Consider the following 24,879-nt stretch of genomic DNA (forward strand, 5'->3'; position numbering starts at 1 on the left):
AGCGCTGCTACCTTAATCCCCTCGAACAGAGCACCGCATCCATTCAAGAAAGCCACCGCCCCGCCGGGCAAAAAAAACCACCCTGGGAGACACCACCGTGTCCATCGAATTCATCGGCATGATCCAGACCCGCAAGGTGTCCGAGACCCACGCCCCGCAAAGACCCATCATCGACATCGACTACGTGGAGCAATTCGCCCGCGCTCACGAAGCGGCGGGCTTCGACCGCATCCTCGTGCCGCATCATTCGACGAGTCCTGATGCGCTCCTCACCGTCGCCCACGCGGCCAGCGTCACGAGCAAAGTGCATTTCATGCTCGCCCATCGCCCGGGCTTCGTCTCGCCCACGCTCGCCGCGCGCCAATTGGCAACCCTCGATCACTATTCCGGCGGCCGTCTCGCCGTCCACATCATCTCCGGTGGCGACGACGCCGAACAACGCCGCGACGGCGATTACCTGTCGCACGACGAACGCTATGCCCGCACCGACGAATACCTGCACATCCTGCGCCGCATCTGGACCGAAGCGAAACCCTTCGATCACAACGGTCAGTACTATCGTTTCGAACAAGGCTTCTCTGAAGTGAAGCCGGTGCAGCAACCCCATATTCCCGTCTACTTCGGCGGCGCATCCGCGCCCGCGCTCGAAATCGCCGGACGTCATGCAGATGTCTACGCGCTTTGGGGCGAGTCGAAGGCGCAAGTGCGCGAACAGGTCACCCGCGTGCGCGCCGAAGCCGCTAAACATGGCCGTAACGTGCGCTTTTCCGTGTCGTTCCGGCCCATCCTCGCGGCTACCGAAGCAGCCGCGTGGGAGCGCGCTGAGCACATCCTCGAAGAAACCCGGCGACTGCGCGCGGCGCAAGGACTCGGCGTCGGCGGCCCGGCGCAAAGCGAAGGCGCGCGGCGGCTGCTCGCGGCATCGGGTGAATCGGATCGCGTCGATGAACGTTTGTGGACCGGCGTCGCCAAGGAAATCGGCGGACGCTCGAATTCGACCGCGCTGGTCGGCACCCCGGAACAGGTCGCCGAAACACTCGCGGAGTATTACGCGCTCGGCGTGTCGACGTTCCTCGTGCGCGGCTTCGATCCGCTCGAAGACGCCGTCGACTATGGCCGCGAACTGATTCCGGCCACCCGCGAACGGATCGCGCGCGTCGAGCGCGTGGCCGCCTGAACGGAGCCACGATGACCGATCTGTCCGCCGCGTTGCAAAACACCCCGGAGTCGCAAAGTACCGGCGCGCTGCAAGACACCCCGGCGCCGCAAAGTGCCCCCACGCTGCAAAACACCGCGGCTACGCCTCCGCTCCAACGTCACGCGCCGCTCCGCAAATTCTGGTTCGATGACATCCCGCCGCGCGCCAGCATCGCGGCGGAACGGCGCTATCGGCAGGAACGGCTCGCCGTGGCGTTTCGCCTGTTCGCCCGTTATGGCTTCGATCAGGGTCTCGCCGGCCACATCACCGCGCGCGATCCGGAGTGGCCCGATCACTTCTGGGTCAATCCTTTCGGCAAGCATTTCAGCCGCATTCGCGTGTCCGATTTGCTTCTGGTGAATGCAGAAGGGGAGATCGTGGTCGGCGAGGGGCCGGTGAATCAGGCGGCCTTCGCGATTCACGCGGCGATTCACGAGGCGCGTCCGGATGTGATCGCCGCCGCGCACACGCATTCGCTCTACGGCAAGGCATGGTCGACGCTCGGCCGCACGCTCGATCCGTTGACGCAGGACTCGTGCGCGTTCTATCAGGACCACGCCCTGTTCGACGACTTCCGTGGCGTGGTGCTCGATACCGATGAAGGTGCGCGCATCGCCGCGGCGCTGGGCGAACGCAAGGCGGTGATCCTGAGAAATCACGGCATCCTGACGGCGGGTCCGAGCGTCGAGGCGGCTGCCTGGTGGTATATCGCGCTCGATAACGCTTGCCATGCGCAATTGCTCGCCGAAGCCGCCGGCTCGCCGCAAGCCATCCCGCACGACGTCGCCACGCTCACGCACGAGCAGGTCGGCCGCCCGGGTGGTGCGCTGTTTGCGTTCCAGAGCCTGCTGGAAGGGCTGGTCGAAGCCGAGCCTGACGTCCTTACCTGAGCACTCCATAAGATGACCCAACGTTTCGATTCGCCGATGTCGCTCCGGCGCCGCCGGCTCGTTTCCGCGCTGCCGGGCGCGCTGTCAGTCGCGCTGTCAGCCTCATTCCTCGGCGCAGCAGGCACAGGTTTGATTTCGACAACCGCAGCAGCAGCCACGCCGGCAGCAAGCGAGAAAACCGATCCGCCTGTCGATCTCAGCAAAGTCCGTTTGCGCGTCGCAACCTATAAAGGCGGCGACGCTACGCTGCTGAAAACCGCAGGCCTCGCCGATACGCCATATACCATCGACTGGTCAGAATTCCAGTCCGGCAACGCGATGGTCGAGGCGATGAACGGCGGCTCGCTCGATATCGCCTCCGGCAGCGAAATCCCACCGATCTTCGCGCGGCTGCAGAACGCTCAGGTGCGCGTGATCGCCGTCTACAAGGACGACGTCAACAATCAGGTGGTGCTGGTCCCGAAGGGCTCGACGATCCGCTCGATCGCCGATCTGAAGGGCAAACGCGTCGGCTATCTGCGCGCCACCACGACACATTACTACCTGCTGCGCATGCTCGAAGAGGTGGGGCTGTCGTTCAACGATATTCAGGCCACCTCGCTCGCGCCGCGCGATGGTTTTGCCGCTTTCAACGCCGGTTCGCTCGATGCCTGGGCGATCTACGGCTACAACGTGCCGCTTGCGATCTCTCAAGCGGGGGCGCGCGTGCTGAAAAACGCCAACGGCTATTTGTCCGGCAATTACCTGTACTACGGGCATCCGTCGGTGCTCGCCGACCCGCAACGGCGGGCCGCGTCCGCGGATCTGCTGGTGCGGCTGCAACGCGCCTGCACGTGGTTCGGCCAGCATCAGGACGCCTACGCCAAGGTGCTGTCCGCGGAGTTGCGGGTGCCCGAAGAGGCGATCCGTTCGTTGTATCGCAACCAGAGCCAGGCGCGCCGCGTGACCGGCGTCACGGCGGCGGACATCGCCAGCGAGCAGCAGGTTGCCGATACGTTCGCGCGCGCCGCGGTCATCGACCGGCATGTCGACGTCGCACCGTTATGGACCGACACCTTCAACGCCGCGCTCGCCCGCGGTGCGTGACCGATTCAAGTCAACCCACATTCTGAACATTCGATGACTCAAGCTTTGAGACTGGACCGGCTGCGCGCGTTCGTCGGCCGGATTGCATCGCTCGTCGACGAGGGCGCGCCCGAAGCGCATCTGCTCGAAGCCGGCGGTGCCGCGCTGCGCGAGCTGATCGCCCACGACGACTGGTTGCCCGACGCCTTTGCGCAGCCCGATCCCGAGCGCTATCAACAATTCCTGTTGCACGCGGATTCGCAGCAGCGTTTTTCGATCGTAAGTTTTGTATGGGGACCGGGCCAGTCGACGCCGGTCCACGACCACACCGTCTGGGGTTTGATCGGCGTGTTGCGTGGTGCGGAAATTGCTCAGGACTATCGCATCACGTCACGCGGCGCGCTGGAAGAAGAAGGGGAGGCAAAGCGCCTCGATGCCGGCGCGGTGGATGCCGTCTCGCCGCGCATCGGCGATATCCATCGTGTGAGTAATGCTTTTCACGATCGTACGTCGATCAGCATTCACGTGTACGGTGGAAATATTGGCGCGGTGACGCGTTCCGTCTATCCAGCCGGCGGAGGCCGTAAAACCTTTATCTCCGGCTACTCGAACGATGTGTTGCCGAATATCTGGAATGTTTCGAAGGAGTCCCTGATCTCATGAGTTTCGCTACAGAATTCCGTATCCGATCATTTAAAGACGTGCGCCGCGCACTGCTCGAGCGCGAGGAAATCGCGCTCGTCGACGTGCGTGAGGAGGATCCGCACGCGCGCAGTCATCCGCTGTTCGCTGCCAACCTGCCGCTCTCGCGGCTCGAACTGGAAGCGCCGGCGCGCTTGCCGCGCCGCGACGTGCCGGTCGTCGTGTTCGACGACGGCGAAGGGCTCGCCGAACGTGCCGCACGCCGGTTGAGCGAGCTGGGCTATACCGATGTCGCGCTGCTCGATGGCGGTTTGCAAGGCTGGCGCGAAGCGGGCGGTGAGCTGTTCCAGGACGTCAACGTGCCGAGCAAGGCGTTCGGCGAACTGGTCGAAAGCGAGCGCCATACGCCGTCGCTCGGCGCGCCGCAAGTACTCGCGCTGCTCGATCACGAAGCCGATGTGGTGGTGCTCGACGCACGCCGTTTCGACGAATACCAGACCATGAATATTCCCGGCAGCATCAGCGTGCCGGGCGCTGAACTGGTGCTGCGTGCACGCCAGCTCGCGCCGAATCCCGCCACGCGGATCATCGTCAATTGCGCGGGGCGCACGCGCAGCATCATCGGTGCGCAGTCGCTGATCAATGCGGGCGTGCCGAATCCGGTTGCGGCGCTGCGCAATGGCACCATCGGCTGGACGCTTGCCGGTCAGGCGCTCGCGCACGGCAGCTCGCGCCGCTTCGAGCCGATTGTCGACGACACCCTTCGCCTCGCCGCCGCCGATTCCGCGCGCGGGGTGGCGGATCACGCCAGGGTAGGCCGCACGTCGCGCGACGAAGCGCGTCGCTGGGCGGATGAAGCGGTACGCACCGTCTATCGTTTCGACGTGCGTACGCCGGAAGAATACGAAACGGGCCACGTGCCCGGTTTTCGCAATGCGCCGGGCGGCCAACTCGTGCAGGAGACCGATATGTTCGCGCCGGTGCGCGGCGCGCGAGTGATCCTCGCTGATAACGACGGCGTGCGCGCGAACATGAGCGCGTCGTGGCTCGCGCAGATGAACGTCGAGGTGTATGTGGTGGACGGCCTGGGCAACGCGGACTTCAGCGAAAAGGGCGCCGCGCCCGCTGCGCGCCTTGCGCCCACGCCGCCTGCTGTCGAAGAGATCACGGCGGCCGGACTGGTGACGCTGCTGCAATCGCCGGGCACCGTCGTGCTGGATTTCACGACCAGCGCGAACTATGTGAAGCGCCATATTCCGGGCGCTTGGTTCGCGATTCGTGGGCAACTCGCCGAAGCCTTGCGCAAGCTGCCGGATGCGCAACGTTATGTGGTGACCTGCGGCAGCAGTCTGCTCGCGCGCTTTGCCGCGCCGGAGTTGGCGGCGCTGACGGGCAAGCCGGTTCAGGTGCTGGCCGGCGGCACGAACGCGTGGATCGAAGCGGGCTTTGCCGTGGAGAGCGGTGAGACGCGGCTGGCGTCGCCGCGTATCGATCGGTATCGTCGTCCGTATGAGGGAACCGATAACGCGCGCGAAGCGATGAACGCGTATCTGGAGTGGGAGTATGGCCTCGTTGCCCAGCTTGGGCGCGATGGTACGCACGGTTTTCGCGTGATCTGATGGGCACTCGGCGCGTGGCTCAAGCCGCGCGCTGCGCCCGCGCTTCCTTGAATTGCCGCTCGATCGCCGCGCCGAAGCGCTCGACCGGCTGTTGTAATTTACCCAGCACGCGCGGATGCACGAGCCAGATATCGATGAGCGGCTTGAAGTCGCTGATCGACACGATATCGAGTGCGTTCGCGTGAGCGCTGGCGTGCAGCAGCGGTAAGGGCACGAGGCCGAGACCGTTGCCGTCGGCGACCAGTTGCAACTGCAATTCGGTGCCGAGCGTTTCCAGATTGAGTTTGAGTGCGAGCCCGAGACCCGTCAGCGTGCGTTGCAGGCCGTCGCGAAAGCCGCATCCATCCGGATTCAACACCCACCCGATCGACTGGCATTCCGCCAACGTATGCGTGCGCTTTTTCAGTATGCCTTTCTGCGCGACCACCGCCAGTTTGATGCGGCCAAGCGAGCGGGCCGACAAGATCTCGTCGAAGGTCTTGTTGCTCGGCAGCAGGATCGCGGCGGCGTCGAGTTCGCCCTGTTCGACGCGTTGCAGAAGCTGGCTGCCCCAACCCGTCGACGCGCGCGCCTGCAGATCCGGATAGGCCGACTTGAGGCCGCGCATCGCATCGGTCAGCGCGATATCGGCGATGGTCTGTGCGACGCCGAGGCGCAGCGTGCCCACCGGCGGAGTGTCGGTGGCGACGATCTCGCGCAGCACGTCGAGTTCACGCTGAATCACGCGGCATTGTTCGTAGACGATGCGGCCCGTTGCCGTCGCTTTGAGCGGACGTGTATTGCGATCGAGCAATTCGACGCCGAGCGCCTCTTCGAAATTCTGCAGGCGGCGCGTGATCGCCGGTTGCGTGAGGCCGAGTGAGAGCGCTGCCTGTTGCAACGACTGACAGCGAATGACGGTGACGTATGCGTCGATTTCGTCGATCTTCATGATGAGCGGTGACTTGATGAGTGCGCTGCGAGGCGCAAGATTCGTGCGTTCGATGATACCCGTATCGATGTGCGCGCAAGCCTCGCCGGTCAAGAAAATTCGCATATTTGCTTAGCAGAATAATGCGTTTGTCTTATACAGATGTGTGCCTTATCGTCGATAGCACATTATCTGGATGCCACGACGTAATCGCCGCCATGACGACTTCTAGTTCTTCGTTCTCCACCTTATCCGTCTTGCAACGCGCGTTGCTCAAACCACTCGGCGCGGCAGTGCTCGCACTGTGCGCGACGCTTTGCGCAACGCCGTCTTATGCAGCGGATCTACCCGTGCTCAAAGTCGGCGATCAGGCCTTGCAAACACGCGGTATTCTCGAAGCATCCGGACAACTCAAAGACTTGCCGTACAAGATCGAGTGGTTCAACTTTCCTGCCGCGCAACCGCTTGGCGAAGCGCTGAACGCCGGCGCGGTGGACGTCGGCGGACTCGGCGATGCGCCGCTCGTGTTCGCGCTCGCAGCCGGCGCCCGGGTACGCGCGGTCGCGGCGACCCGGTCGAATCCGCTGGATCTGGCGATCGTCGTCGGCGCGCAATCGCCGTTGAACGATGCAGCGAGCCTGAAGGGCAAACGCATCGCCACGACGCGCGGTTCGATCGGCCACTATCTCGCGCTCGTCGCGTTGAAGAAGGCCAACGTGCCGGTCAGCGACGTCACGTTCGTGTTTCTCGCACCCGCCGATGCGAAGGCGGCGCTTGCGTCGGGCAGCGTCGATGCATGGTCGGTGTGGGATCCGTACACGGCACTCGGCGAAGCGCGCGATCACGATCGCATCATCGCCAACGGCGTCGGCCTGTCCGAAGGACTCAGCTATCAGGTCGCGACCGAACGCGCGATCGCGGACAAGCGCGTGCAACTCGCCGACTTCCTGCGACGCGTGGCGATCGGCCAGCGTTGGGCGCTTTCGCATCCCGACGAGGTGGCGGCGATGCAATCAAAAGTCACCGGTCTGCCGACCGATGTGCTGAAAACCGTCTATCAGCGCGGCCAGGTGCATCCGGTGGCGATCGACGACAGCGTCGTCACCGCGCAGCAGCGCACCGCCGATACCTACGAAGCCGCCAACGTGATTCGTGCGCATCTCGACGTGCGTACGAGCTTCGATCGCAGCTTCCCACTGCCTTGATGCGGCCTGCCGGAGTCCTCATATGAACGCCCCGATTGCCGATAGCGCGGTGACACGCCGTCACCCACCACTCGATAGCGATGCGTTCGACGCACTGCTTGCGCGGCTCACAAGCGAGTTCGCGGCCAGTGCGGCTCACTACGACCGCACAGCTGAATTTCCGCACGCCAATCTGGCGCGCTTGCACGAATTCGATCTGCTCTCGTTGACGGTGCCCGCGTCGCTTGGCGGCGCGGGTGCGAGCTTGCCGCAGGCCTTGAGGGTGGTGCGCGCAGTGGCGCGCGGCGACCCGTCCACGGCACTGGTGCTGGTGATGCAATACCTGTTTCATCATCGCTTGCAGGGCAATCCGCATTGGCCTGTCGAACTGCGTGAACGTGTGGCGCGTGAAGCGGTACGCGATGGCGCGTTGATCAATTCGCTGCGTGTCGAGCCCGAGTTGGGCACGCCGGCACGCGGCGGTTTGCCATCGACGATCGCGAAGCGCAGCGCCGATGGCTGGATCATCGACGGCAGCAAGCTGTACTCGACCGGCAGCCCAGGTCTCACCTGGCTTGCGGTATGGGCGCGCAGCGACGAGACGCCGCCGCGCGTCGGCGTGTGGCTGGTGCATCGGAACGCCCCGGGCGTGCGGGTCGGCGGCGAGTGGAATCATCTCGGCATGCGAGCCACGGGCAGTCACGAGCTCGTGTTCGACAACGTGTTCGTACCGGATGCTCACGCGGTTGACGTCCTTCTTCCCGGCGAGCCGGGTGCCGGGCTCGATGCACTTGGCTTCGCGTGGATGAGCGTGCTGTTGTCGGCGGTGTATGACGGCGTCGCGCGGGCGGCGCGCGACTGGTTCGCACAATGGGCCGCTGAACGCACGCCCGGCAATCTCGGCGCGCCGCTCGCGAGCCTGCCCGCGTTTCAGCAGACGCTCGGTCGCATCGACGCGCTGCTGTTCAGCAATCGCGTGCTGCTCGACGCAAGCGCACACACTGAACGCGTGACACTCGATGAAGCGCCGCTCGTCAAATACACGGTGACGAATCAGGCCATCGAGGCGGTGCAACTGGCCGTCGAGGCGAGCGGCAATCCCGGCCTGAGTCGTGACAATGCGCTCGAGCGTCACTATCGCGACGTGCTGTGCGCGCGGATTCATACGCCGCAGAACGATTCGGTGCTGCAGGGGGCAGGGCGCGCGGGTTTTGCTGCGTTTGTCCGCGCGTAGGGGGAACTGCGCGACCGCCGTGCACGCCGGGCGCAGCGCCTGCGCAACTCACTGCAAATCCTCTGCCGATTCGGTGTAAACGCGCTCTCGTTTAAATTCGCCGATCCGTTTAGATTAGCTGCACTTGAAGGGCTTATCGAGGGACCAGGGCGGCCAAACAAGCAGCGGTCCGCCATTCCGGCGACGGCGCAAGGTCGGAGGCCAAGGTCTCTCACCGCTTCGCCCGGGACCGGACCGCTGCGCGTCGTCCGCGATGCTGCGTTTCAAGCGGCTGTTCAGCCGCTGTTTGGTTTCCGGTTTGACCGTATCGACCGACTTGGCGACGCTTTGCACAGCGTCGCCTTTTTGTTTGTGGAGACGGTTTCTCGCATTCCACCGCAAACCACGCCGCACGGCGGCCCTTGAGCGCATTGCCTGCCTCACTCGCGGTTTTTCTCGCACGCGGTTATCCTGTAGTACACCCTACACAACGGGATGCGGGCGAATTGCCGCTTCGTGTCCGTACAGGAAATTCGCTGTGAGCCTCAAACTGCTTACTGTCGCGATACTGGCCGCGTGCGTTGCACTGACCGGTTGCGACGACCAACAGAGCGACCGCGCCGTGCAAAAACTCAAGGAATTCTTCAACGCAGTCAAGCCGGATGCGTTGCTACTCAAGAATATGACGCCGGGCATTACCACCGAGGCGCAGATCCGCGATCAGATGGGCAAGCCGGAAACCGAGCGCACGTTTACCGACGGTTCGAAGCGCTTCGAATATCCGCGCGGCCCGCAAGGATTGAACACGTACATGGTCGACATCGACCGTGACGGCAAATTGCAAGCAATCACGCAGGTGCTGACCGCCGACAACTTCGGGAAGGTTCGCATCGGCATGACCGAAGAAGAGGTACGCCGCTTGCTCGGCAAGCCTGGCCAGACCGCCGTGTTTCCGCTCAAGCCGGAGACCGTATGGAGCTGGAAATGGCGCGAGGGCGGCGTGACCGAGGAAGGCATTTTCAACGTGCACTTCGATCAATTTCAGAAGGTGTACACGACATCGCGCTCGGACGTAATACGTGGGCGATAGTCGATAGAAAGCGGGAAACACATGATACATCGACGTCGATACAGCCGGATCGGGCTGGTGTTGGGAGGCGGTGCCGCACGTGGCTGGGCGCATATCGGCGCGATTCGCGCGTTGCTCGATGCGGGCATCAAGCCAGATGTGGTGTGCGGCACGTCGATCGGCGCGCTGGTCGGCGCCGTGTATGCAAACGGCGATCTCGACTGGCTCGAAGAATGGGTTTCGCGGCTCACCTGGCAAACAGTGGTGCGGCTACTCGATCTGCGTTTTTCGGGCGGCTTGCTTGGCGGGCGCAAGGTGATCCAGATATTCGCGGACAAATTCGACGGCCGCTCGATCGCGCAGTTGAATGTACCGTTCGCGGCGGTGGCCACCGAACTCGATTCGGGGCGCGAGAGCTGGTTGCAGGACGGCAGCGTGGTCGATGCGGTGCGCGCCTCAATTGCGATTCCGGGGATTTTCACGCCGGTGTTTCACAACGGTGTGTGGCTGGTGGATGGCGGCCTGAGCAATCCGGTGCCGGTTTCGGTGGCGCGCGGCATGCGGGCGGACTGCGTGATCGCGGTCGATCTGAACAACGACATTCTGAATGGGCGCGATTTTGGTGGCGCGGCGGTCGAGACGCCGGCGCTGGATCCCGATGCACCTCCGCCGGTCGCGCTGCGGCGCAATGGAAAGCCCTGGCCACGCTGGCTGGCACCCACCGAGGGGCGCGCTTCCGATGATGTGCGTGTGGCGCCGGCGCCGAGTGCGCGGGTGCCGTCGATGCTGAGTTCGATTGCGCAGAGCATCGACATCATGCAGGTGCGGATTTCGCGGAGCCGGCTGGCGGGTGAGCCGGCGGATATTCTGATTCAGCCACGGCTGGGCGGGATGGGGATTTTTGATTTTCACCGGGCCGGGCCGGCTATAGAAGAAGGGCGCGCGGCGGTTGAGTATATGTTGCCGGCGATTCGGGCTCGGCTGGGGATTGAATGAGGGGTTGGTTTTTTTGCCTTTTGCGGCGGCATTGTCAGTGTTCTTGGGGCGTTGGGCTTTCCTTGTTCTGGCTTTGGTGCCTTTCCTTGCATTGTTAGTGGTCTATTAGCGTTGCCCCTGTGCGGGGCGGCACCTACTTTTCTTTGCATGCCGCAAAGAAAAGTAGGCAAAAGAAAGCGGCTCAAACCGCCAATGCTAAGTGGGTCCCGTGGTTTGCTGCGGGTAGTGGTGCATCTGGAATCTGGGTTCGTGCACCGGCATGCGCTAGTGACAAGGGCGTCATACTTCCGGCGGCGCTGCGCGCGCCGAAGAGCAGTTCAAAAACCGATCGCTGCGTTTTGGCGCTCACGGCTCGCCACCGGACCGTGCTTGTCATTGCACTGCCGTCGCCACCGCGATTGCGATTGGAACGGCCATTGCCATTGCCACTGCGGCTGTGATCGTGATCGTGATCGTGATCGTGATCGTGTTTCAGTACACCGACAAATCATTTGAAGTGGGGGTTCCCGCGTGGATGCAGAGACGCGTCGCCGAGGCGAAGCCGACGGCCCCGCTACGCCAACCGAAGCCCGTGGTTTCCTATGCAGACCCGTCCGCGACGCACGTAGTGCGGAGTGGGAGCTGATGACACCTTTGTCACTAGCGAGGAATGTGCGAGAACACGGATTCCAGATGCACCACTACCCGTAGCAGACCGCGGGCCCCACTTAGCATTCGCGGTTTGAGCCGCTTTCTTTGCTTATCTTTCTTTGCGGCGGCAAAGAAAGTAAGTGCCGCCCCGCACAGGGGCAACACTAATAGACCACTAACAATGCAAGGAAAGGCACCAAACCCAGAACAAGGAAAGGCACCAAAGCCAGAACAAGGAAAGCCCAAAGCCCGAAGAACACGGACAAACAAGACGCGCCGCAGGCCCCAACCTATATCGAAAAAGCGACCCGAAACTTGCTAAATCGAGGCAGCGCTGACAGCGAGTCACGCACCTTACAAACCCATATCCCCCGCAAAACTAGGCCCTGCCAGCGCCCAGCCGCGGCAAATACCCCAATTGCTGCACCGCAGCACCCCCTCACCACCTCTTTGAGAAATTAATTTCCGCTTGCGAGACTCCGCGCCATACCGGATGAGTCGGGCAGGCATAACCCGACCCCATCCATGACATCCTCAATAAAACCTGGATGGAGACACGCGTGTTCCTTTACGGCTTTGGTCCGGTGTTGCTGGCCGGCACGATCCAGACGATCGAGCTGTCCGTCCTGTCGCTGGCAGCCTCCGTGCTGCTCGGCCTCGCGGGCGCGGCGGCGAAACTCTCCTTCAACCGCCCGCTCAGGGCAATCGCAACCGGCTATACGACGCTGATCCGCTCGGTGCCCGACCTCGTGCTCATGCTGCTGCTGTTCTACAGCATCCAGATCGCAGTCAACAATCTCACCGATGCGCTCAATCTGCCGCAGTTCGATATCGATCCGTTCGTGGCCGGCGTGCTGACGCTCGGCTTCATCTACGGAGCGTATTTCACCGAAACCTTCCGCGGCGCGTTTCTCGCTGTGCCGCGTGGCCAGCTCGAAGCGGGCAGTGCCTACGGCATGAGCGGCGCACGGGTATTCACGCGCATCCTGTTTCCGCAGATGATGCGCTTCGCGCTACCCGGCATCGGCAACAACTGGCAGGTGCTGGTCAAGGCCACGGCGCTGGTGTCGATCATCGGTCTCGCCGATGTCGTCAAAGCCGCCCAGGACGCCGGCAAGAGCACCTTCAACATGTTTTTCTTCATTCTGGTCGCCGCGGCTATCTATCTGGCGATCACCACCGCGTCGAATCTCGTGCTGATCTGGCTGGAAAAGCGCTATTCCATCGGCGTACGCCACGCGGAGCTCTAAGACCATGATCGACATTCTCAATCAATTCTGGCGCGCGTTCCTGTACTGGGACGGTCAGCGCATGTCCGGTCTGGCGGTCACGCTGTGGCTGCTGGTGGCGTCGATCGGGATCGGCTTTTTCATGGCTATTCCGCTCGCGGTGGCGCGCGTATCGAAGAAGCGCTGGCTGTCGACGCCGGTGCGTCTCTACACTTACGTGTTTCGCGGCACGCCGTTGTACGTGCAACTGCTCTTGATCTACACCGGCATGTACAGCCTCGAATTCGTGCGCTCGCATCAGTTGCTCGACGCATTTTTCCGCAGCGGCTTCCACTGCGCGATTCTCGCCTTCGCACTGAATACCTGCGCGTACACCACCGAAATTTTCGCCGGCGCGATCCGTTCGACGTCGCACGGTGAAGTGGAAGCGGCCCGCGCCTACGGGATGAGCTGGTTCACGATGTACCGTCGCATTGTGATACCGTCCGCGCTGCGCCGGGCGCTGCCGTTGTACAGTAACGAAGTGATCCTGATGCTGCACGCCACCACGGTTGCGTTTACCGCCACGGTGCCGGACATCCTGAAGGTGGCGCGCGATGCGAATTCCGCCACCTATCAGTCGTTCGACGCGTTTGGCCTCGCGGCGCTGATTTACCTGGCGGTGTCGTTCGCGCTGGTGGCCTTGTTCCGCCGCGCGGAGCGTCACTGGCTGGGTTACCTGGCGGTGCGCACGCACTGAGCAGGCATGTTTCGATTGAGCGGCGCGGCGGGTTCGCGCCGTCACGTAGATTGATCCGTATTTTCAAAGGGAGAGCATCTTGCTCCACACGACTCAAACCGAAGCTTGCAAGCTCGCCGTCCAGAACATCCACAAGCGCTACGGCGACAACGAAGTGCTCAAAGGCGTGTCGCTGAACGCCAACAAGGGTGACGTGATCAGCATCATCGGCGCGAGCGGGTCGGGCAAGAGTACCTTCCTGCGCTGCATCAATTTTCTGGAGCGGCCGAACGCGGGGCAGATCGTCGTCGACGGTGAAATGGTCAAGACCAAAGCCGACCGCGCCGGCAATCTCGAAGTGGCCGATCACAAGCAGCTGCAACGCATCCGCACGAAACTGGCGATGGTGTTCCAGCACTTCAACTTGTGGGCGCACATGAATGTGATCGAGAACATCGTCGAAGCACCGATTCATGTGCTCGGCATGTCGCGTCGCGAAGCCGAAGAACGGGCGCGCGAATATCTCGAGAAGGTCGGTCTCGCGCCGCGTCTGGAAAAGCAGTATCCGTCACATCTGTCGGGTGGTCAGCAGCAACGGGTCGCGATTGCGCGTGCGCTCGCGATGAACCCTGACGTGATGCTGTTCGACGAACCCACTTCCGCGCTCGATCCCGAACTGGTCGGCGAAGTGCTGAAAGTGATGCAGAAGCTCGCCGAAGAAGGCCGCACGATGATCGTCGTGACGCACGAAATGGGCTTCGCGCGCAACGTGTCTAATCACGTGATGTTCCTGCATCAGGGCCGCACCGAAGAAGAGGGCTTGCCCGCTGAAGTGCTGACTACGCCGCGCAGCGAACGGCTCAAGCAGTTCCTGTCCGGCAGCCTGAAGTAACGCACGGCTCGCGCATTCCGCGTTTTACTGACAAGTGATGGCTCGCACGTCCAACCCGGCTCGCACTACGCAGGTCGCCATCGTCGCCTTGCCGCCGGTGTCGATGTCGGGCGTCGGGCCGATCGTCGACGCGCTCAATCTCGCCAACGAAATCGATGGCCGGGCGCTGTACCGCGTGCAGGTGTGTTCGTGGGACGGCCGCGCGGTGCCTTTGTCGGGCGGCGCGCAATGGCCGGCCGATGCCGCCTTCGGCGATGCGATTTCGTGTGACTGGCTGATCATCGTCAGCGAACGGTTCCAGCAATTCGCCGACTATCGGCTGTTTCTCGCCAGTTTGTCGCGCGTTGGGCAGCGCACGCCGCTCGTCACCGGAATCCATCACGGCGTCTGGTGGCTCGCGATGGCGGGGCAGTTGTCCGGCTATCGCGTGAGCGTCAACTGGGAAACTTATCAGCAGTTCTCCGAGCAGTTCGAGCGCTCGATCGTCACCCAACAGATTTTCGAAATCGACCGAGATCGCGCCACCTGCGCGGGCGGTCAAGCGACCGTCGACTTCATGCTGGCGATGATCGGCCGCGATCACGGGCCCGAATTGGCGGACCGGATTGCCGATACGCTCGGCGTCGGCGTATTGCGCGCGGGCGAAGAGCGTCAGCGCATTCCGTACGTGACCGCACCGGGCGAGCGTCATCCGCGTCTGAACGATGCACTGATGCTGATGGAAGCGAATATCGAAGACCCGTTGACCACCGATGAAATTGCGGGCCTCGTCGGTGTCTCGAGGCGTCAGTTGGAGCGCCTGTTTCGTCAGTACCTCGGCTCGATGCCGTCCAAATACTATCTGGGGTTGCGGTTGTCGAAAGCGCGCACGCAATTGCAGCGCACCAGCAAATCGGTGGTGCAGATCAGCCTTGCTTGCGGGTTTTCGTCGGCGGCGCATTTTTCGAATGCTTACCGCGAACGCTTTGGTGTCACACCACGCGAGGATCGTCGTAACTGGATCGACAAGCAGACCGGCGCGACCGGCGCCGCGGCCAGTGAGCCGCGCCCGGCCGCGTTGATCGAACGGCCCGACCAGGCGGAATAACCCGGCGGAATAAGCGGCCGGAAAGCGCGCAGTCTGCGAACTGCACGCGACATATCCGCCGGAAGCTCATAGAAAGCGTCGCGTATGCGCAAGACGTATCGCGTGCGGTTTCCTACACTACGTGTATTACCTCTCACCTGTAACGAGGATTCGCCATGAACGACCTGACTGTGACACGCCAGACCTTCGACGAAGTGATGGTGCCGGTGTTTTCGCCCGCCGCCTTCGTGCCGGATCGCGGTCTCGGCTCACGCGTCTGGGATACGCAAGGCCGCGACTATATCGACTTCGCCGGCGGTATCGCCGTCACCGCGCTCGGTCATGCCCATCCTGAACTGCTGAAAGTTCTGCACGACCAGGGTGGCAAGCTGTGGCACATCGGTAACGGCTACACCAATGAACCGGTGCTGCGCCTCGCCAAACGTCTCGAAGAACTGACCTTCGCCGACCGTGCGTTCTTCGCCAACTCGGGCGCGGAAGCGAACGAGGCCGCGCTGAAGCTGGCACGCCGCGTCGCGTTCGAGCGTCACGGCGCCGATAAGGTCGAAATCATCTCGTTCACGCAGTCGTTCCATGGCCGCACGTTCTTTACCGTGAGCGTCGGTGGCCAGCCGAAGTATTCGGAAGGCTTTGGCCCGGTGCCAGCCGGCATCATCCATCTGCCGTACAACGATATCGAAGCCGCAAAGAAAGCGATCGGCGCGAAGACTTGCGCGGTGATCGTCGAGCCGATCCAGGGCGAGGGCGGCGTGATCCCGGCCGATCCGGCGTTCTTGAAGGCGCTGCGCGAAGCCTGCGATGAGCACGGCGCACTGCTGATTTTTGACGAGGTACAAACGGGTGTGGGCCGCAGCGGCTATTTCTATGCCTATCAGGACACCGGCGTGACGCCGGACATTCTGACCACCGCGAAGGCGCTCGGCAACGGTTTCCCGATCGGCGCGATGCTGACCACCAACGAACTGGCCGCACACTTCAAGGTCGGCGTGCATGGCACGACGTACGGCGGCAATCCGCTCGGCTCAGCAATCGCCGAAAAGGTGGTCGAGTTGGTCAGCGATCCGAAGCTGCTCGAAGGCGTGCGTGCGCGCAGCGAAGCATTGAAGGGCCAACTCGCGAAGCTCAACGAACGCTTTGGCCTGTTCAAGGAAGTGCGTGGCAAGGGTCTGTTGATCGGTGCTGAATTGACCGATGCGTTCAAGGGCCGCGCAAAAGATTTCGTCACGGCTGCGGGTCAGCACGGCGTGATCATGCTGATGGCGGGTCCGGACGTGCTGCGTTTCGTACCGTCGCTGATCATGCCGCTCGACGATATGTATGAAGGCTTCGCGCGTCTCGCGAAGGCGATCGAAGAGATCGTCGGCGCAAAGACCGAAGCGGCGTCGAAGTGAACCGCGCCACCGCGCTGAAGCGCTGAATCATGCGTCACATTCAATAGGAACGATGATGCTCTTCGTACGCCCCGGCCGCCTCGCCGATCTCGATGCGCTCGAACATATGGCGCGCACCGCGCAACCGGTGCTGCATTCGCTGCCGCACGACCGGGGCGCGCTCGAAGCGCGCGTCGCGTTGTCGGAAGACTCGTTTCGCGCGGATGTCGATTTTCCGGGCGAGGAGTTCTATCTGTTCGTGCTCGAGGATGCACAGAGCGGCAAGCTGATGGGCACGGCGAGCATCGTCGCCGCAGCCGGTTACTCGGACCCGTTCTACGCGTTTCGCAATGACGCGCTGATTCATGCGTCGCGTGAATTGCACGTGAACCGCAAGATTCATGCGCTGACCATGTCGCATGAATTGACGGGCAAGAGCAGGCTGGCGGGCTTCTACATCGACCCGTCGCTGCGTGGCGATGCGGCCGCGCATCTGATGTCGCGGGCGCGCATGATGTATATCGCCGCGAATCGCAAGCGCTTCACGCCGGAAGTGTTCTCGCTGCTGCTTGGCGTCACCGACGACGCAGGCGTGTCGCCGTTCTGGGAAGCAGTGGGGCGCAAGTTCTTCGGTCGCAATTTCGCCGACATCGAAATCGAATCGGGTGGTCGCAGCCGCACCTTTATCGCCGAAGTGATGCCGACCTATCCGATCTATGTGCCCTTGCTGCCGGAAGCGGCGCAGCGGGTGCTCGGCGAGCCGGATTCGAAGGCGCTGCTCGCGTATGACATTCACCTCGAAGAAGGCTTCGAGACGGACCGCTTTATCGACATTTTCGACGCAGGCCCGGTGTTGACGGCGCAGGTGGATCGCAGCGCCTGCGTGACGCGTAATGAAACACGTGTGGTGCGCGAAGCCGGCGCGGCGGCCGAGGGCTCGACATATTTGATCGCGCATAACGGTGCGGACGGTGAGTTTCGCTGCGTGCTCGATACATTGTCGGGCGATAAAGCGACCGGCGCGTCGTTGTCGCATACGGCGCGCGCCGCACTCGGCGTGCAGGAGGGCGACGCGGTACGCTGCGTGCCGCTGCATCAGCCGCATCAGGAAGAATTGACGGGAGACGCACGATGATCGTCGTTCGTGTTGTGCAACGAGGCGATGTGGACGCGCTCATGCGGCTCGCGCAGGAGACCGGTCCCGGCCTCACCACCTTCAAGCCGGATCGCGATGCATTGGCGGCGCGCGTTGAGCGTGCCCGCCGCACGATGGAAGACAAGGCCGAGCCGCACGAAGCCGGTTACTTCTTCGTGATGGAAGACACCGATACCGGCGACGTGGCCGGCGTATGCGGCATCGAAACTTCAGTGGGTCTGCAGCAACCGTTCTACAACTATCGCGTGAGCACGGTGGTGCACGCGAGCCAGGACCTCGGGATCTGGACGCGCATGCGTGCGCTGAACATTTCGCATGACCTGACGGGTTACGCCGAAGTGTGTTCGCTGTTCCTGAGCCCGCGTTACCGCACGAGCGGCGTCGGCGGTTTGCTGTCGCGTTCGCGCTTCATGTTTCTCGCGCAGTTTCGTGAGCGCTTTCCACAGCGTTTGTGCGCGGAATTGCGCGGCCATTTCGACGCGGAAGGCACCTCGCCGTTCTGGCGTGCGGTCGGCTCGCATTTCTACCAGATCGATTTCAATGCGGCGGACTATCTGAGTTCGCACGGCCGCAAAGCGTTTCTCGCCGAGCTGATGCCGCGCTATCCGGTGTATGTCGAACTGCTGCCGGAAGAGGCGCAGGAATGCGTCGGCCTCACGCATAACGACACGATTCCGGCGCGCCGCATGCTCGAATCGGAAGGGCTGCGCTACGAGAATCACGTCGATATCTTCGATGCGGGCCCGGTGCTCGAATGCCATATCGCCGACTTGCGCACGGTGCGCGAAAGCGTGGTGGTGCCGGTCGAGATCGCTAACGTGCCGGCGGGCGCGCCGCAGGATGCACCGCGTTCGATGATATCGAATACGTCGCTGGGCGATTTTCGCGTGGGCGTGGCCGCGGGCGTGCCGCAAGACGGCGTGTTCCGCATGAGCGCCGCCGAGGCGGCCGCACTCGACGTCAAGGCAGGCGACCCGGTTCGGGTGCTGCCGCTGAAACACAAACAAGGATGATCATGAGCGAGCTTTTCATCGACGGCGAATGGGCCGCCGGCACAGGACCCGCATTCGCATCGCGCAACCCGGGTACGGGCGCGACGGTGTGGGAAGGCAACAGCGCCTCGGCGGACGACGTCGATCGTGCAGTGCGCAGCGCGCGCCGTGCGTTTTCGGCGTGGTCGGCCTTGAGCCTCGACGAACGTTGCGGCGTGGTGCGCCGCTTCGCCGCGCTCGTAACGGAACGCAAGGAAGCGCTCGCCGAAGCGATCGGCCGCGAGACTGGCAAACCGCTGTGGGAAGCGCGTACAGAAGCGGCTTCGATGGCAGCGAAGGTCGAGATTTCGATTCAGTCGTACAACGAGCGCACTGGTGAAAAGCGTTCGCCGATGGCCGACGGCACTGCCGTGCTTCGGCATCGTCCGCATGGTGTGGTGGCGGTGTTCGGGCCGTATAACTTCCCGGGGCATTTGCCGAACGGGCATATCGTGCCGGCGCTGATCGCGGGTAACGCAGTGGTCTTCAAGCCGTCGGAACTCGCGCCAGGCGTGGCTGCACTTACTGTGCAGATCTGGCGCGATGCGGGGCTGCCCGCCGGCGTGCTGAATCTCGTGCAAGGCGAGAAAGAGACCGGCATTGCACTCGCCAACCATCGGCAGATCGACGGCTTGTTCTTCACGGGTAGTTCGGATACCGGAACATTGCTGCACAAGCAATTCGGCGGCCGTCCGGAGATCGTCCTCGCGCTGGAGATGGGCGGCAACAATCCGCTCGTGATCGGACCGGTGGCGGATGTCGACGCCGCTGTGCATCACACGATTCAGTCGGCGTTTCTGTCGGCGGGGCAACGTTGTACGTGCGCGCGCCGCATTTTCGTGCCGAACGACGCGTTTGGTGACCGCTTTGTAGAACGCCTGACCGAAGTGACGTCGCGCATCAGCGTTGGCGAATACAACGCCGATCCGCAGCCGTTCATGGGCGCGGTCATTTCCGCGCGTGCAGCTTCGCGTCTGGTCGCGGCGCAAGAGCGCCTGCTTGCGGACGGCGCGAAGGCGCTGCTGAAAATGGAGCAGCGCGATCCGAAACTCGGCTTCGTCACGCCCGCGATTCTCGACGTGACCGCTGTGAAGGAGCTGCCGGACGAAGAGCATTTCGGACCGCTGGCGCAGATCATTCGCTACGGCACGTTCGACGAGGCGCTCGAGAAAGCCAACGATACCGAGTTCGGCCTCTCCGCCGGCCTGCTCGCCGACGACGAAGCACTATGGACGCATTTCCAGCGTACCATTCGCGCGGGCATCGTCAACTGGAACAGGCCGACTAACGGTGCCTCGTCGGGCGCGCCATTCGGTGGTCCGGGGCGTTCGGGAAACCACCGGCCGAGCGCGTTCTATGCTGCCGACTACTGCGCGTATCCGATGGCGTCTGTCGAAAGCACGCAACTGCAAATGCCCGCGAGCGTTTCGCCGGGCCTTCAATTCTAAGGATCGACGATGCAAGCCACTGAAGCCAATTTCGACGGTCTCGTCGGCCCGACCCACAATTACGCCGGGCTCTCGTTCGGCAACGTTGCGTCGCAGAACAACGAGAAGTCGGTCGCAAATCCGAAGGCCGCTGCCAAGCAAGGCCTGCGCAAGATGAAGCAGTTGGCCGACCTCGGCTTTCATCAAGGCGTGTTGCCGCCGCAGGAGCGTCCTTCGATGCGCCTGCTGCGCGAACTCGGCTTTTCGGGTGACGACGCGACGGTGATCGCACGCGTCGCCAAAGACGCGCCCGAGTTACTGGCCGCGGCGAGTTCGGCTTCGGCGATGTGGACCGCGAATGCGGCGACGGTGAGTCCGTCAGCCGACACGCACGACGGCCGCGTGCATTTCACGCCGGCCAATCTGTGCAGCAAGCTGCATCGCGCGATCGAGCATGAATCGACGCGCCGCACCTTGCGTGCGATTTTCAGCGACGCGGATCGTTTCGCGGTGCATGAAGCGCTGCCCGGCACGCCGGCTCTAGGCGACGAAGGCGCGGCGAACCACACGCGTTTCTGCTCGGAATACGGCACACGTGGCGTCGAATTCTTCGTGTACGGGCGCAGCGAATATCGCCGTGGACCGGAGCCGAAGCGTTTTCCCGCGCGTCAGACCTTTGAGGCGAGCCGCGCGGTCGCGCATCGTCACGGTCTGGCAGAAGCGGCCACGGTGTACGCACAGCAAAACCCCGACGTGATCGACGCGGGCGTGTTCCATAACGACGTGATCGCGGTCGGCAACCGCAATACGCTGTTCTGCCATCAACTCGCGTTCGTCGAACAGAACGCGGTGTACGACGAGCTGCGCACGAAGCTCTCGGGGCTGAAGGCCGAGTTCAACGTGATCGAAGTGCCCGACGCGCAAGTGAGCGTGTCCGACGCGGTCACGTCGTACCTGTTCAACAGCCAGTTGCTGACGCGCCCGGACGGCAAGCAGGTGCTGGTGGTGCCGCAAGAATGCCGGGAGAACGAGCGCGTGGGCGCCTATCTCGACGATCTGACCTCGCACACTGGTCCGATCGACGACGTGCTCGTTTTCGATCTGCGCGAAAGTATGAAGAACGGCGGCGGTCCGGCATGTTTGCGTCTGCGCGTGGTGCTGAACGATGCGGAGCGCGCGGCAGTGACGCCTGGCGTGTGGATCAACGACAACCTGTTCGGTCGCCTCGATACGTGGATCGAGAAGCACTATCGCGATCGTCTTGCACCGTCCGATCTGACCGATCCGCAATTGCTCGCCGAGTCGCGCACCGCGCTCGATGAACTGACGCAGATTCTCGGCCTGGGTTCGCTGTATGACTTCCAGCGCTGAGCACGGCATGCCGGTTCCGATGCTCGACGATTTCCTTGCCTACACGTTGGCGGGGACGCGGCCTGGCGCCCAGGAAACGCAGGGTGCGTGCGCCAACGCCGACAACGCCGTGCGCTGGTCATGGCTCGACGATGGTGTGCTGCTCATGGAGCCCGCGGTGCGGGATGAAGGCACCCGCAGCGTGCTCGTCTCTGCCGGCGTGCATGGCGATGAAACCGCGCCAATTGAATTGCTGTCGTATCTCGTGCGCGATATCGCGCGAGGTGATGCCGCCTTGTCGTGCCGCTTGCTGGTGATTCTCGGCAACGTCGACGCAATGCGCGACGCGTGCCGTTACCGGGACGACGATTTGAATCGTCTCTTCAGCGGACGTCACACGCAGGTGCCGCACAGCCACGAAGCGCCGCGTGCTGCGGTGTTGGAGCGTGCGGCAACGCAGTTCTTTGGCGCGGCGTCGCAAGAGCAGGGCGCCCGTTGGCACGTCGACATGCATACGGCGATCCGCCCCTCGGCTTTCGAGCAATTCGCCTTGTTGCCGCACACCGGCAAGCCGTTTTCACGCGCCATGTTCGAGTGGCTCGGTGAAGCGCGCATCAGCGCGGTGCTGCTGCACACCACCAAGGGCAACACGTACTCGCACTTCACCGCGCACGCATGTGGCGCCGAAGCGTGCACGCTCGAACTCGGCAAGGTGCGCCCGTTCGGTCAGAACGATCTGACGCGTTTTGCCGGCGCGGACGAAGCGCTGCGTCATCTGCTGGCCGGTACAAAGAACGGCAACGTGCCCGCTGCAATGCCGCGCGTGTTCACCGTGATCGACCAGTTGACCAAGCAGAGCGACGCATTCGAATTGCTGGTGGCCGCGGATGTGCCGAATTTCACGCCCTTCGTGAAAGACTCCGTGCTGGCACGCGACGGCGAGTATCGCTACACCGTGCGTCACGATGAGGAACGTCTCGTGTTTCCGAACGCAACAGTCAAGCCCGGTTTGCGCGCGGGATTGCTGGTGGTCGAGACGACGCAGGACACGCTCTCGAAGCTGGTTTAGCCGCACGCCGCTTCACTGCCTTCACACATCGCCTCTTGCCTGAACGCGACACGAATTTGCACCTTCGCTGTGCATCTGCGCGGTGTCGCGTGAAGGGCGCGCTTTCCCGTGCCCGCCAGGCGTGCTTTGCGAAGCCTGTACAATCCCGCCCTCGCGGCTGTTGCGCTGCACCACACTGGCCGCACGAGTTTGAATCACATTTTTGGCGCGGCAATCATGCTCGCCCGGATTCGGCTCCGTCTTATTCAATACCGTAGAGGAACACCCGTAATGAAGATGAATTGGCGAAACATGGCTGCGCTCGCGCTGTTCGCGACGGCAACGGTAGCGGCAGGGTCCGCGTCGGCAGCGGATATCAAGGAAGTGCGCTTCGGCGTCGAGGCGTCGTATGCGCCGTTCGAATCGAAGTCGCCGTCGGGCGAGCTGCAAGGTTTCGATATCGACATCGGCAATGCCGTGTGTGCAAAGCTGAAAGCGAAATGCGTGTGGGTCGAGAACTCGTTCGACGGCCTGATTCCAGCGTTGGAAGCGCGCAAGTTCAACGCGATCAACTCGGACATGACGATCACGGAACAGCGCCGGCAGGCCATCGACTTCACCGATCCGATCTACACGATCCCGAATCAGATGATCGCGAAGAAGGGCAGCGGTCTGCTGCCTACGCCGGCCTCGCTCAAGGGTAAGCACGTCGGCGTGCTGCAAGGCACGATTCAGGAAACGTATGCGAAGGCGCGCTGGGCGCCGGCCGGCGTTGACGTCGTGCCGTATCAGACGCAGGACCAGATCTACGCCGACCTCGCCTCGGGCCGTCTGGACGCTGCATTCCAGGACGCGGAAGCGGCTTCGAAGGGCTTTCTGAAGAAGCCGCAAGGCGCAGGCTTCGACTTCGCCGGTCCGGCCGTCAGCGACGAGAAGCTGCTCGGCGCGGGCGTGGGCTTCGGCCTGCGCAAGAGCGACAAGGCGTTGAAGGACGCGGTCAACCAGGCGCTCAAGGAACTGAAGGCCGACGGCACGATCGATCGCTTCGCCGCGAAGTACTTCGACGTGAAGGTCGTGTTGAAGTAAGGCGTTGGGTGTTTTGCCTGAATGGTTTTGCTTGAATGGTTTTACTTGAAACAGCCGGCCGCTTGATGCGGCCGGTTGTCTTTTGAGGCTGTCAGCGAACGTTTGCTTCAGGCTGATCGAGATAGTCGAACACCACTTCACCGAGTCCTAGCGTCAGATCGGCAATCAGATGCCGCGCCTCGACGATTTCGAGCACCGGCAATTCCGCGACCGGCGCCAGCGCATGGTGTGCCAGTTCGAGCGAGGCGGGACCCGTCCATGCACCTTTAAGGGTGATGTCCTGGAGGTAGTAGCGCACCAGTTCGCAAATGCGCGGCGTGCCGTCCACGTGCGGAATGACTTTAAGCAGGAAGTTCGGCGTCTCCAGACGCTTCTGTTGCTGCGCGAGATCCAGTTGCCGATGCTTGTAGCCCATCGTGCCGGTGGCGATGCGCACGGGGCCGTAGTCGAGCGTGCCGAGGAGTGTGTCGGTATGGACTTCCAGCACCGGCGAGGCGAGCTTCTTTGGAAAGCCCCACAACTCGCGGCCGCCTGCGATCGGCGGATGGTCGTCCAGATACATCGCCAGCGTGTAACCGCCTGCCACGCCGTTGTACGACACCGGGATCACCTGACCGCTTTCCGTGTAGTCACCGAAGCCGGTCGAATCCGGCATGCGAATGAACTCGTAATGGACGAGCGGCTCGCCGATCTGCAGCGGCTCGGGCACCACGGCGCGCAGTTTGTCCGGATCGGTGCGGTAAGTGATGATCAGGAATTCCCGGTCGACGAAACGATACGGACCCATCGGAAACGCCGGGCTCGTGATCGGCATCGCGAAGGCATTTGACAGCACGCTTTTGACGTCCATGATTTTCCTTGGTGGTTAAAGACGGGGGTAGCGCCAGTGGCGGAACGCTTTTGCACTGCACAAGAGTATCGTCGATTCTTTCTTTGTCTTCAGCGAGACTGGTTGCCAATTATTTCGAGATATTGCGGCGTTGACATGTCCGGGCGCATCGGCCTGCGCTAAAATCGGCGGGCACACCGCACGCGCACAGGGCCTCGGGACCTGGATGTGCACGATTGG

22 protein-coding genes are annotated in these 24,879 nt (G+C 62.8%); 20 read left to right on the forward strand and 2 right to left on the reverse strand.

Features of this window, described 5'->3' with window-relative positions; translation table 11 throughout:
• Positions 1-97 precede the first annotated feature (97 nt).
• Genes PQQ86_RS06210 through PQQ86_RS06230 form a run of 5 tightly spaced genes read left to right on the forward strand, consistent with a single transcriptional unit; the run spans position 98 to position 5,414 of the window.
• Positions 98-1,177 carry an LLM class flavin-dependent oxidoreductase gene (locus tag PQQ86_RS06210; RefSeq protein WP_408265372.1) on the forward strand — a complete coding sequence of 360 codons (1,080 nt, stop codon included), beginning with the start codon at positions 98-100 and terminating at the stop codon, positions 1,175-1,177.
• 11 nt (positions 1,178-1,188) lie between these two features.
• On the forward strand, positions 1,189-2,088 hold the full coding sequence (locus PQQ86_RS06215) for a class II aldolase/adducin family protein (protein WP_408265373.1): 900 nt from the start codon (positions 1,189-1,191) through the stop codon (positions 2,086-2,088).
• Between the two features lie 12 nt (positions 2,089-2,100).
• Entirely contained in the window at positions 2,101-3,174 is a 1,074-nt protein-coding gene (locus PQQ86_RS06220) for an ABC transporter substrate-binding protein (RefSeq protein WP_408265374.1), read from the forward strand.
• A gap of 33 nt (positions 3,175-3,207) precedes the next feature.
• Entirely contained in the window at positions 3,208-3,816 is a 609-nt protein-coding gene (locus PQQ86_RS06225; RefSeq protein ID WP_408265375.1) for a cysteine dioxygenase family protein, read from the forward strand.
• On the forward strand, positions 3,813-5,414 hold the full coding sequence (locus tag PQQ86_RS06230) for a rhodanese-related sulfurtransferase (RefSeq protein ID WP_408265376.1): 1,602 nt from the start codon (positions 3,813-3,815) through the stop codon (positions 5,412-5,414). The genes PQQ86_RS06225 and PQQ86_RS06230 overlap by 4 nt, the downstream gene beginning before the upstream one ends.
• 19 nt (positions 5,415-5,433) lie before the next feature.
• On the opposite strand, the gene PQQ86_RS06235 is transcribed toward PQQ86_RS06230, so the two are convergent.
• Positions 5,434-6,345: a LysR family transcriptional regulator gene (locus PQQ86_RS06235; RefSeq protein ID WP_408270120.1), complete on the reverse strand. Its 912-nt coding sequence runs from the start codon at positions 6,343-6,345 to the stop codon at positions 5,434-5,436.
• A 197-nt stretch (positions 6,346-6,542) separates the two neighbouring features.
• On the opposite strand from PQQ86_RS06235, the gene PQQ86_RS06240 reads away from it, so the two are divergent.
• From PQQ86_RS06240 to PQQ86_RS06310, 15 genes are all read left to right on the forward strand, one after another.
• Positions 6,543-7,529: an ABC transporter substrate-binding protein gene (locus PQQ86_RS06240; RefSeq protein WP_408265377.1), complete on the forward strand. Its 987-nt coding sequence runs from the start codon at positions 6,543-6,545 to the stop codon at positions 7,527-7,529.
• 22 nt (positions 7,530-7,551) lie between these two features.
• The gene (locus tag PQQ86_RS06245; protein ID WP_408265378.1) at positions 7,552-8,742 is read left to right on the forward strand and encodes an acyl-CoA dehydrogenase family protein; all 1,191 of its coding nucleotides are present in this window, start codon (positions 7,552-7,554) and stop codon (positions 8,740-8,742) included.
• A gap of 517 nt (positions 8,743-9,259) precedes the next feature.
• Positions 9,260-9,811 (forward strand): outer membrane protein assembly factor BamE domain-containing protein, encoded by a 552-nt coding sequence (gene bamE / locus PQQ86_RS06250; protein WP_408265379.1) that lies wholly within the window; start codon positions 9,260-9,262, stop codon positions 9,809-9,811.
• Positions 9,812-9,832: 21 nt separating this feature from the next.
• A complete protein-coding gene (locus tag PQQ86_RS06255; RefSeq protein WP_408265380.1) occupies positions 9,833-10,786 on the forward strand; it encodes a patatin-like phospholipase family protein in 954 nt (317 codons plus the stop codon).
• 1,190 nt (positions 10,787-11,976) lie between these two features.
• Entirely contained in the window at positions 11,977-12,666 is a 690-nt protein-coding gene (locus PQQ86_RS06260; protein WP_408265382.1) for an ABC transporter permease, read from the forward strand.
• 4 nt (positions 12,667-12,670) lie between these two features.
• Complete coding sequence (locus tag PQQ86_RS06265) at positions 12,671-13,384, forward strand: ABC transporter permease (RefSeq protein ID WP_408265383.1); 714 nt, start codon at positions 12,671-12,673, stop codon at positions 13,382-13,384.
• 79 nt (positions 13,385-13,463) lie between these two features.
• Positions 13,464-14,255, forward strand: a complete 792-nt coding sequence (locus PQQ86_RS06270; RefSeq protein WP_408265384.1) for an ABC transporter ATP-binding protein — start codon at positions 13,464-13,466, stop codon at positions 14,253-14,255.
• A 37-nt stretch (positions 14,256-14,292) separates the two neighbouring features.
• Positions 14,293-15,342, forward strand: a complete 1,050-nt coding sequence (locus PQQ86_RS06275) for a GlxA family transcriptional regulator (RefSeq protein WP_408203498.1) — start codon at positions 14,293-14,295, stop codon at positions 15,340-15,342.
• 155 nt (positions 15,343-15,497) lie between these two features.
• Positions 15,498-16,733 carry an aspartate aminotransferase family protein gene (locus PQQ86_RS06280; RefSeq protein WP_408265385.1) on the forward strand — a complete coding sequence of 412 codons (1,236 nt, stop codon included), beginning with the start codon at positions 15,498-15,500 and terminating at the stop codon, positions 16,731-16,733.
• A 55-nt stretch (positions 16,734-16,788) separates the two neighbouring features.
• Entirely contained in the window at positions 16,789-17,847 is a 1,059-nt protein-coding gene (aruF, locus tag PQQ86_RS06285) for an arginine/ornithine succinyltransferase subunit alpha (protein WP_408270123.1), read from the forward strand.
• Positions 17,844-18,881: an arginine N-succinyltransferase gene (gene astA / locus PQQ86_RS06290; RefSeq protein WP_408265386.1), complete on the forward strand. Its 1,038-nt coding sequence runs from the start codon at positions 17,844-17,846 to the stop codon at positions 18,879-18,881. The genes aruF and astA overlap by 4 nt, the downstream gene beginning before the upstream one ends.
• A 2-nt stretch (positions 18,882-18,883) precedes the next feature.
• Entirely contained in the window at positions 18,884-20,347 is a 1,464-nt protein-coding gene (gene astD / locus PQQ86_RS06295; RefSeq protein WP_408265387.1) for a succinylglutamate-semialdehyde dehydrogenase, read from the forward strand.
• Between the two features lie 9 nt (positions 20,348-20,356).
• The gene (astB, locus tag PQQ86_RS06300) at positions 20,357-21,697 is read left to right on the forward strand and encodes an N-succinylarginine dihydrolase (protein ID WP_408265388.1); all 1,341 of its coding nucleotides are present in this window, start codon (positions 20,357-20,359) and stop codon (positions 21,695-21,697) included.
• Entirely contained in the window at positions 21,681-22,745 is a 1,065-nt protein-coding gene (gene astE, locus PQQ86_RS06305; RefSeq protein ID WP_408265389.1) for a succinylglutamate desuccinylase, read from the forward strand. The genes astB and astE overlap by 17 nt, the downstream gene beginning before the upstream one ends.
• A gap of 270 nt (positions 22,746-23,015) precedes the next feature.
• On the forward strand, positions 23,016-23,810 hold the full coding sequence (locus PQQ86_RS06310) for an ABC transporter substrate-binding protein (RefSeq protein ID WP_408265390.1): 795 nt from the start codon (positions 23,016-23,018) through the stop codon (positions 23,808-23,810).
• Between the two features lie 91 nt (positions 23,811-23,901).
• On the opposite strand, the gene PQQ86_RS06315 is transcribed toward PQQ86_RS06310, so the two are convergent.
• On the reverse strand, positions 23,902-24,660 hold the full coding sequence (locus PQQ86_RS06315) for an acetoacetate decarboxylase (RefSeq protein ID WP_200654402.1): 759 nt from the start codon (positions 24,658-24,660) through the stop codon (positions 23,902-23,904).
• Between the last annotated feature and the right edge of the window lie 219 nt (positions 24,661-24,879).

It is taken from the genome of Paraburkholderia sediminicola (assembly GCF_046026675.1).
In the GTDB taxonomy this organism is placed as follows: Bacteria; Pseudomonadota; Gammaproteobacteria; order Burkholderiales; family Burkholderiaceae; genus Paraburkholderia; species Paraburkholderia sediminicola_F.

Coding starts and splice junctions, on each gene's coding strand:
- PQQ86_RS06215 (WP_408265373.1), top strand. CDS start 1,189: ATGACCGATCTGTCCGCCGCGTTGCAAAACACCCCGGAGTCGCAAAGT.
- PQQ86_RS06255 (WP_408265380.1), top strand. CDS start 9,833: ATGATACATCGACGTCGATACAGCCGGATCGGGCTGGTGTTGGGAGGC.
- PQQ86_RS06220 (WP_408265374.1), top strand. CDS start 2,101: ATGACCCAACGTTTCGATTCGCCGATGTCGCTCCGGCGCCGCCGGCTC.
- PQQ86_RS06275 (WP_408203498.1), top strand. CDS start 14,293: ATGGCTCGCACGTCCAACCCGGCTCGCACTACGCAGGTCGCCATCGTC.
- PQQ86_RS06310 (WP_408265390.1), top strand. CDS start 23,016: ATGAAGATGAATTGGCGAAACATGGCTGCGCTCGCGCTGTTCGCGACG.
- PQQ86_RS06265 (WP_408265383.1), top strand. CDS start 12,671: ATGATCGACATTCTCAATCAATTCTGGCGCGCGTTCCTGTACTGGGAC.
- PQQ86_RS06240 (WP_408265377.1), top strand. CDS start 6,543: ATGACGACTTCTAGTTCTTCGTTCTCCACCTTATCCGTCTTGCAACGC.
- PQQ86_RS06315 (WP_200654402.1), bottom strand. CDS start 24,660: ATGGACGTCAAAAGCGTGCTGTCAAATGCCTTCGCGATGCCGATCACG.
- PQQ86_RS06230 (WP_408265376.1), top strand. CDS start 3,813: ATGAGTTTCGCTACAGAATTCCGTATCCGATCATTTAAAGACGTGCGC.
- PQQ86_RS06280 (WP_408265385.1), top strand. CDS start 15,498: ATGAACGACCTGACTGTGACACGCCAGACCTTCGACGAAGTGATGGTG.
- PQQ86_RS06225 (WP_408265375.1), top strand. CDS start 3,208: ATGACTCAAGCTTTGAGACTGGACCGGCTGCGCGCGTTCGTCGGCCGG.
- aruF (WP_408270123.1), top strand. CDS start 16,789: ATGCTCTTCGTACGCCCCGGCCGCCTCGCCGATCTCGATGCGCTCGAA.
- astA (WP_408265386.1), top strand. CDS start 17,844: ATGATCGTCGTTCGTGTTGTGCAACGAGGCGATGTGGACGCGCTCATG.
- PQQ86_RS06245 (WP_408265378.1), top strand. CDS start 7,552: ATGAACGCCCCGATTGCCGATAGCGCGGTGACACGCCGTCACCCACCA.
- PQQ86_RS06235 (WP_408270120.1), bottom strand. CDS start 6,345: ATGAAGATCGACGAAATCGACGCATACGTCACCGTCATTCGCTGTCAG.
- astD (WP_408265387.1), top strand. CDS start 18,884: ATGAGCGAGCTTTTCATCGACGGCGAATGGGCCGCCGGCACAGGACCC.
- astE (WP_408265389.1), top strand. CDS start 21,681: ATGACTTCCAGCGCTGAGCACGGCATGCCGGTTCCGATGCTCGACGAT.
- astB (WP_408265388.1), top strand. CDS start 20,357: ATGCAAGCCACTGAAGCCAATTTCGACGGTCTCGTCGGCCCGACCCAC.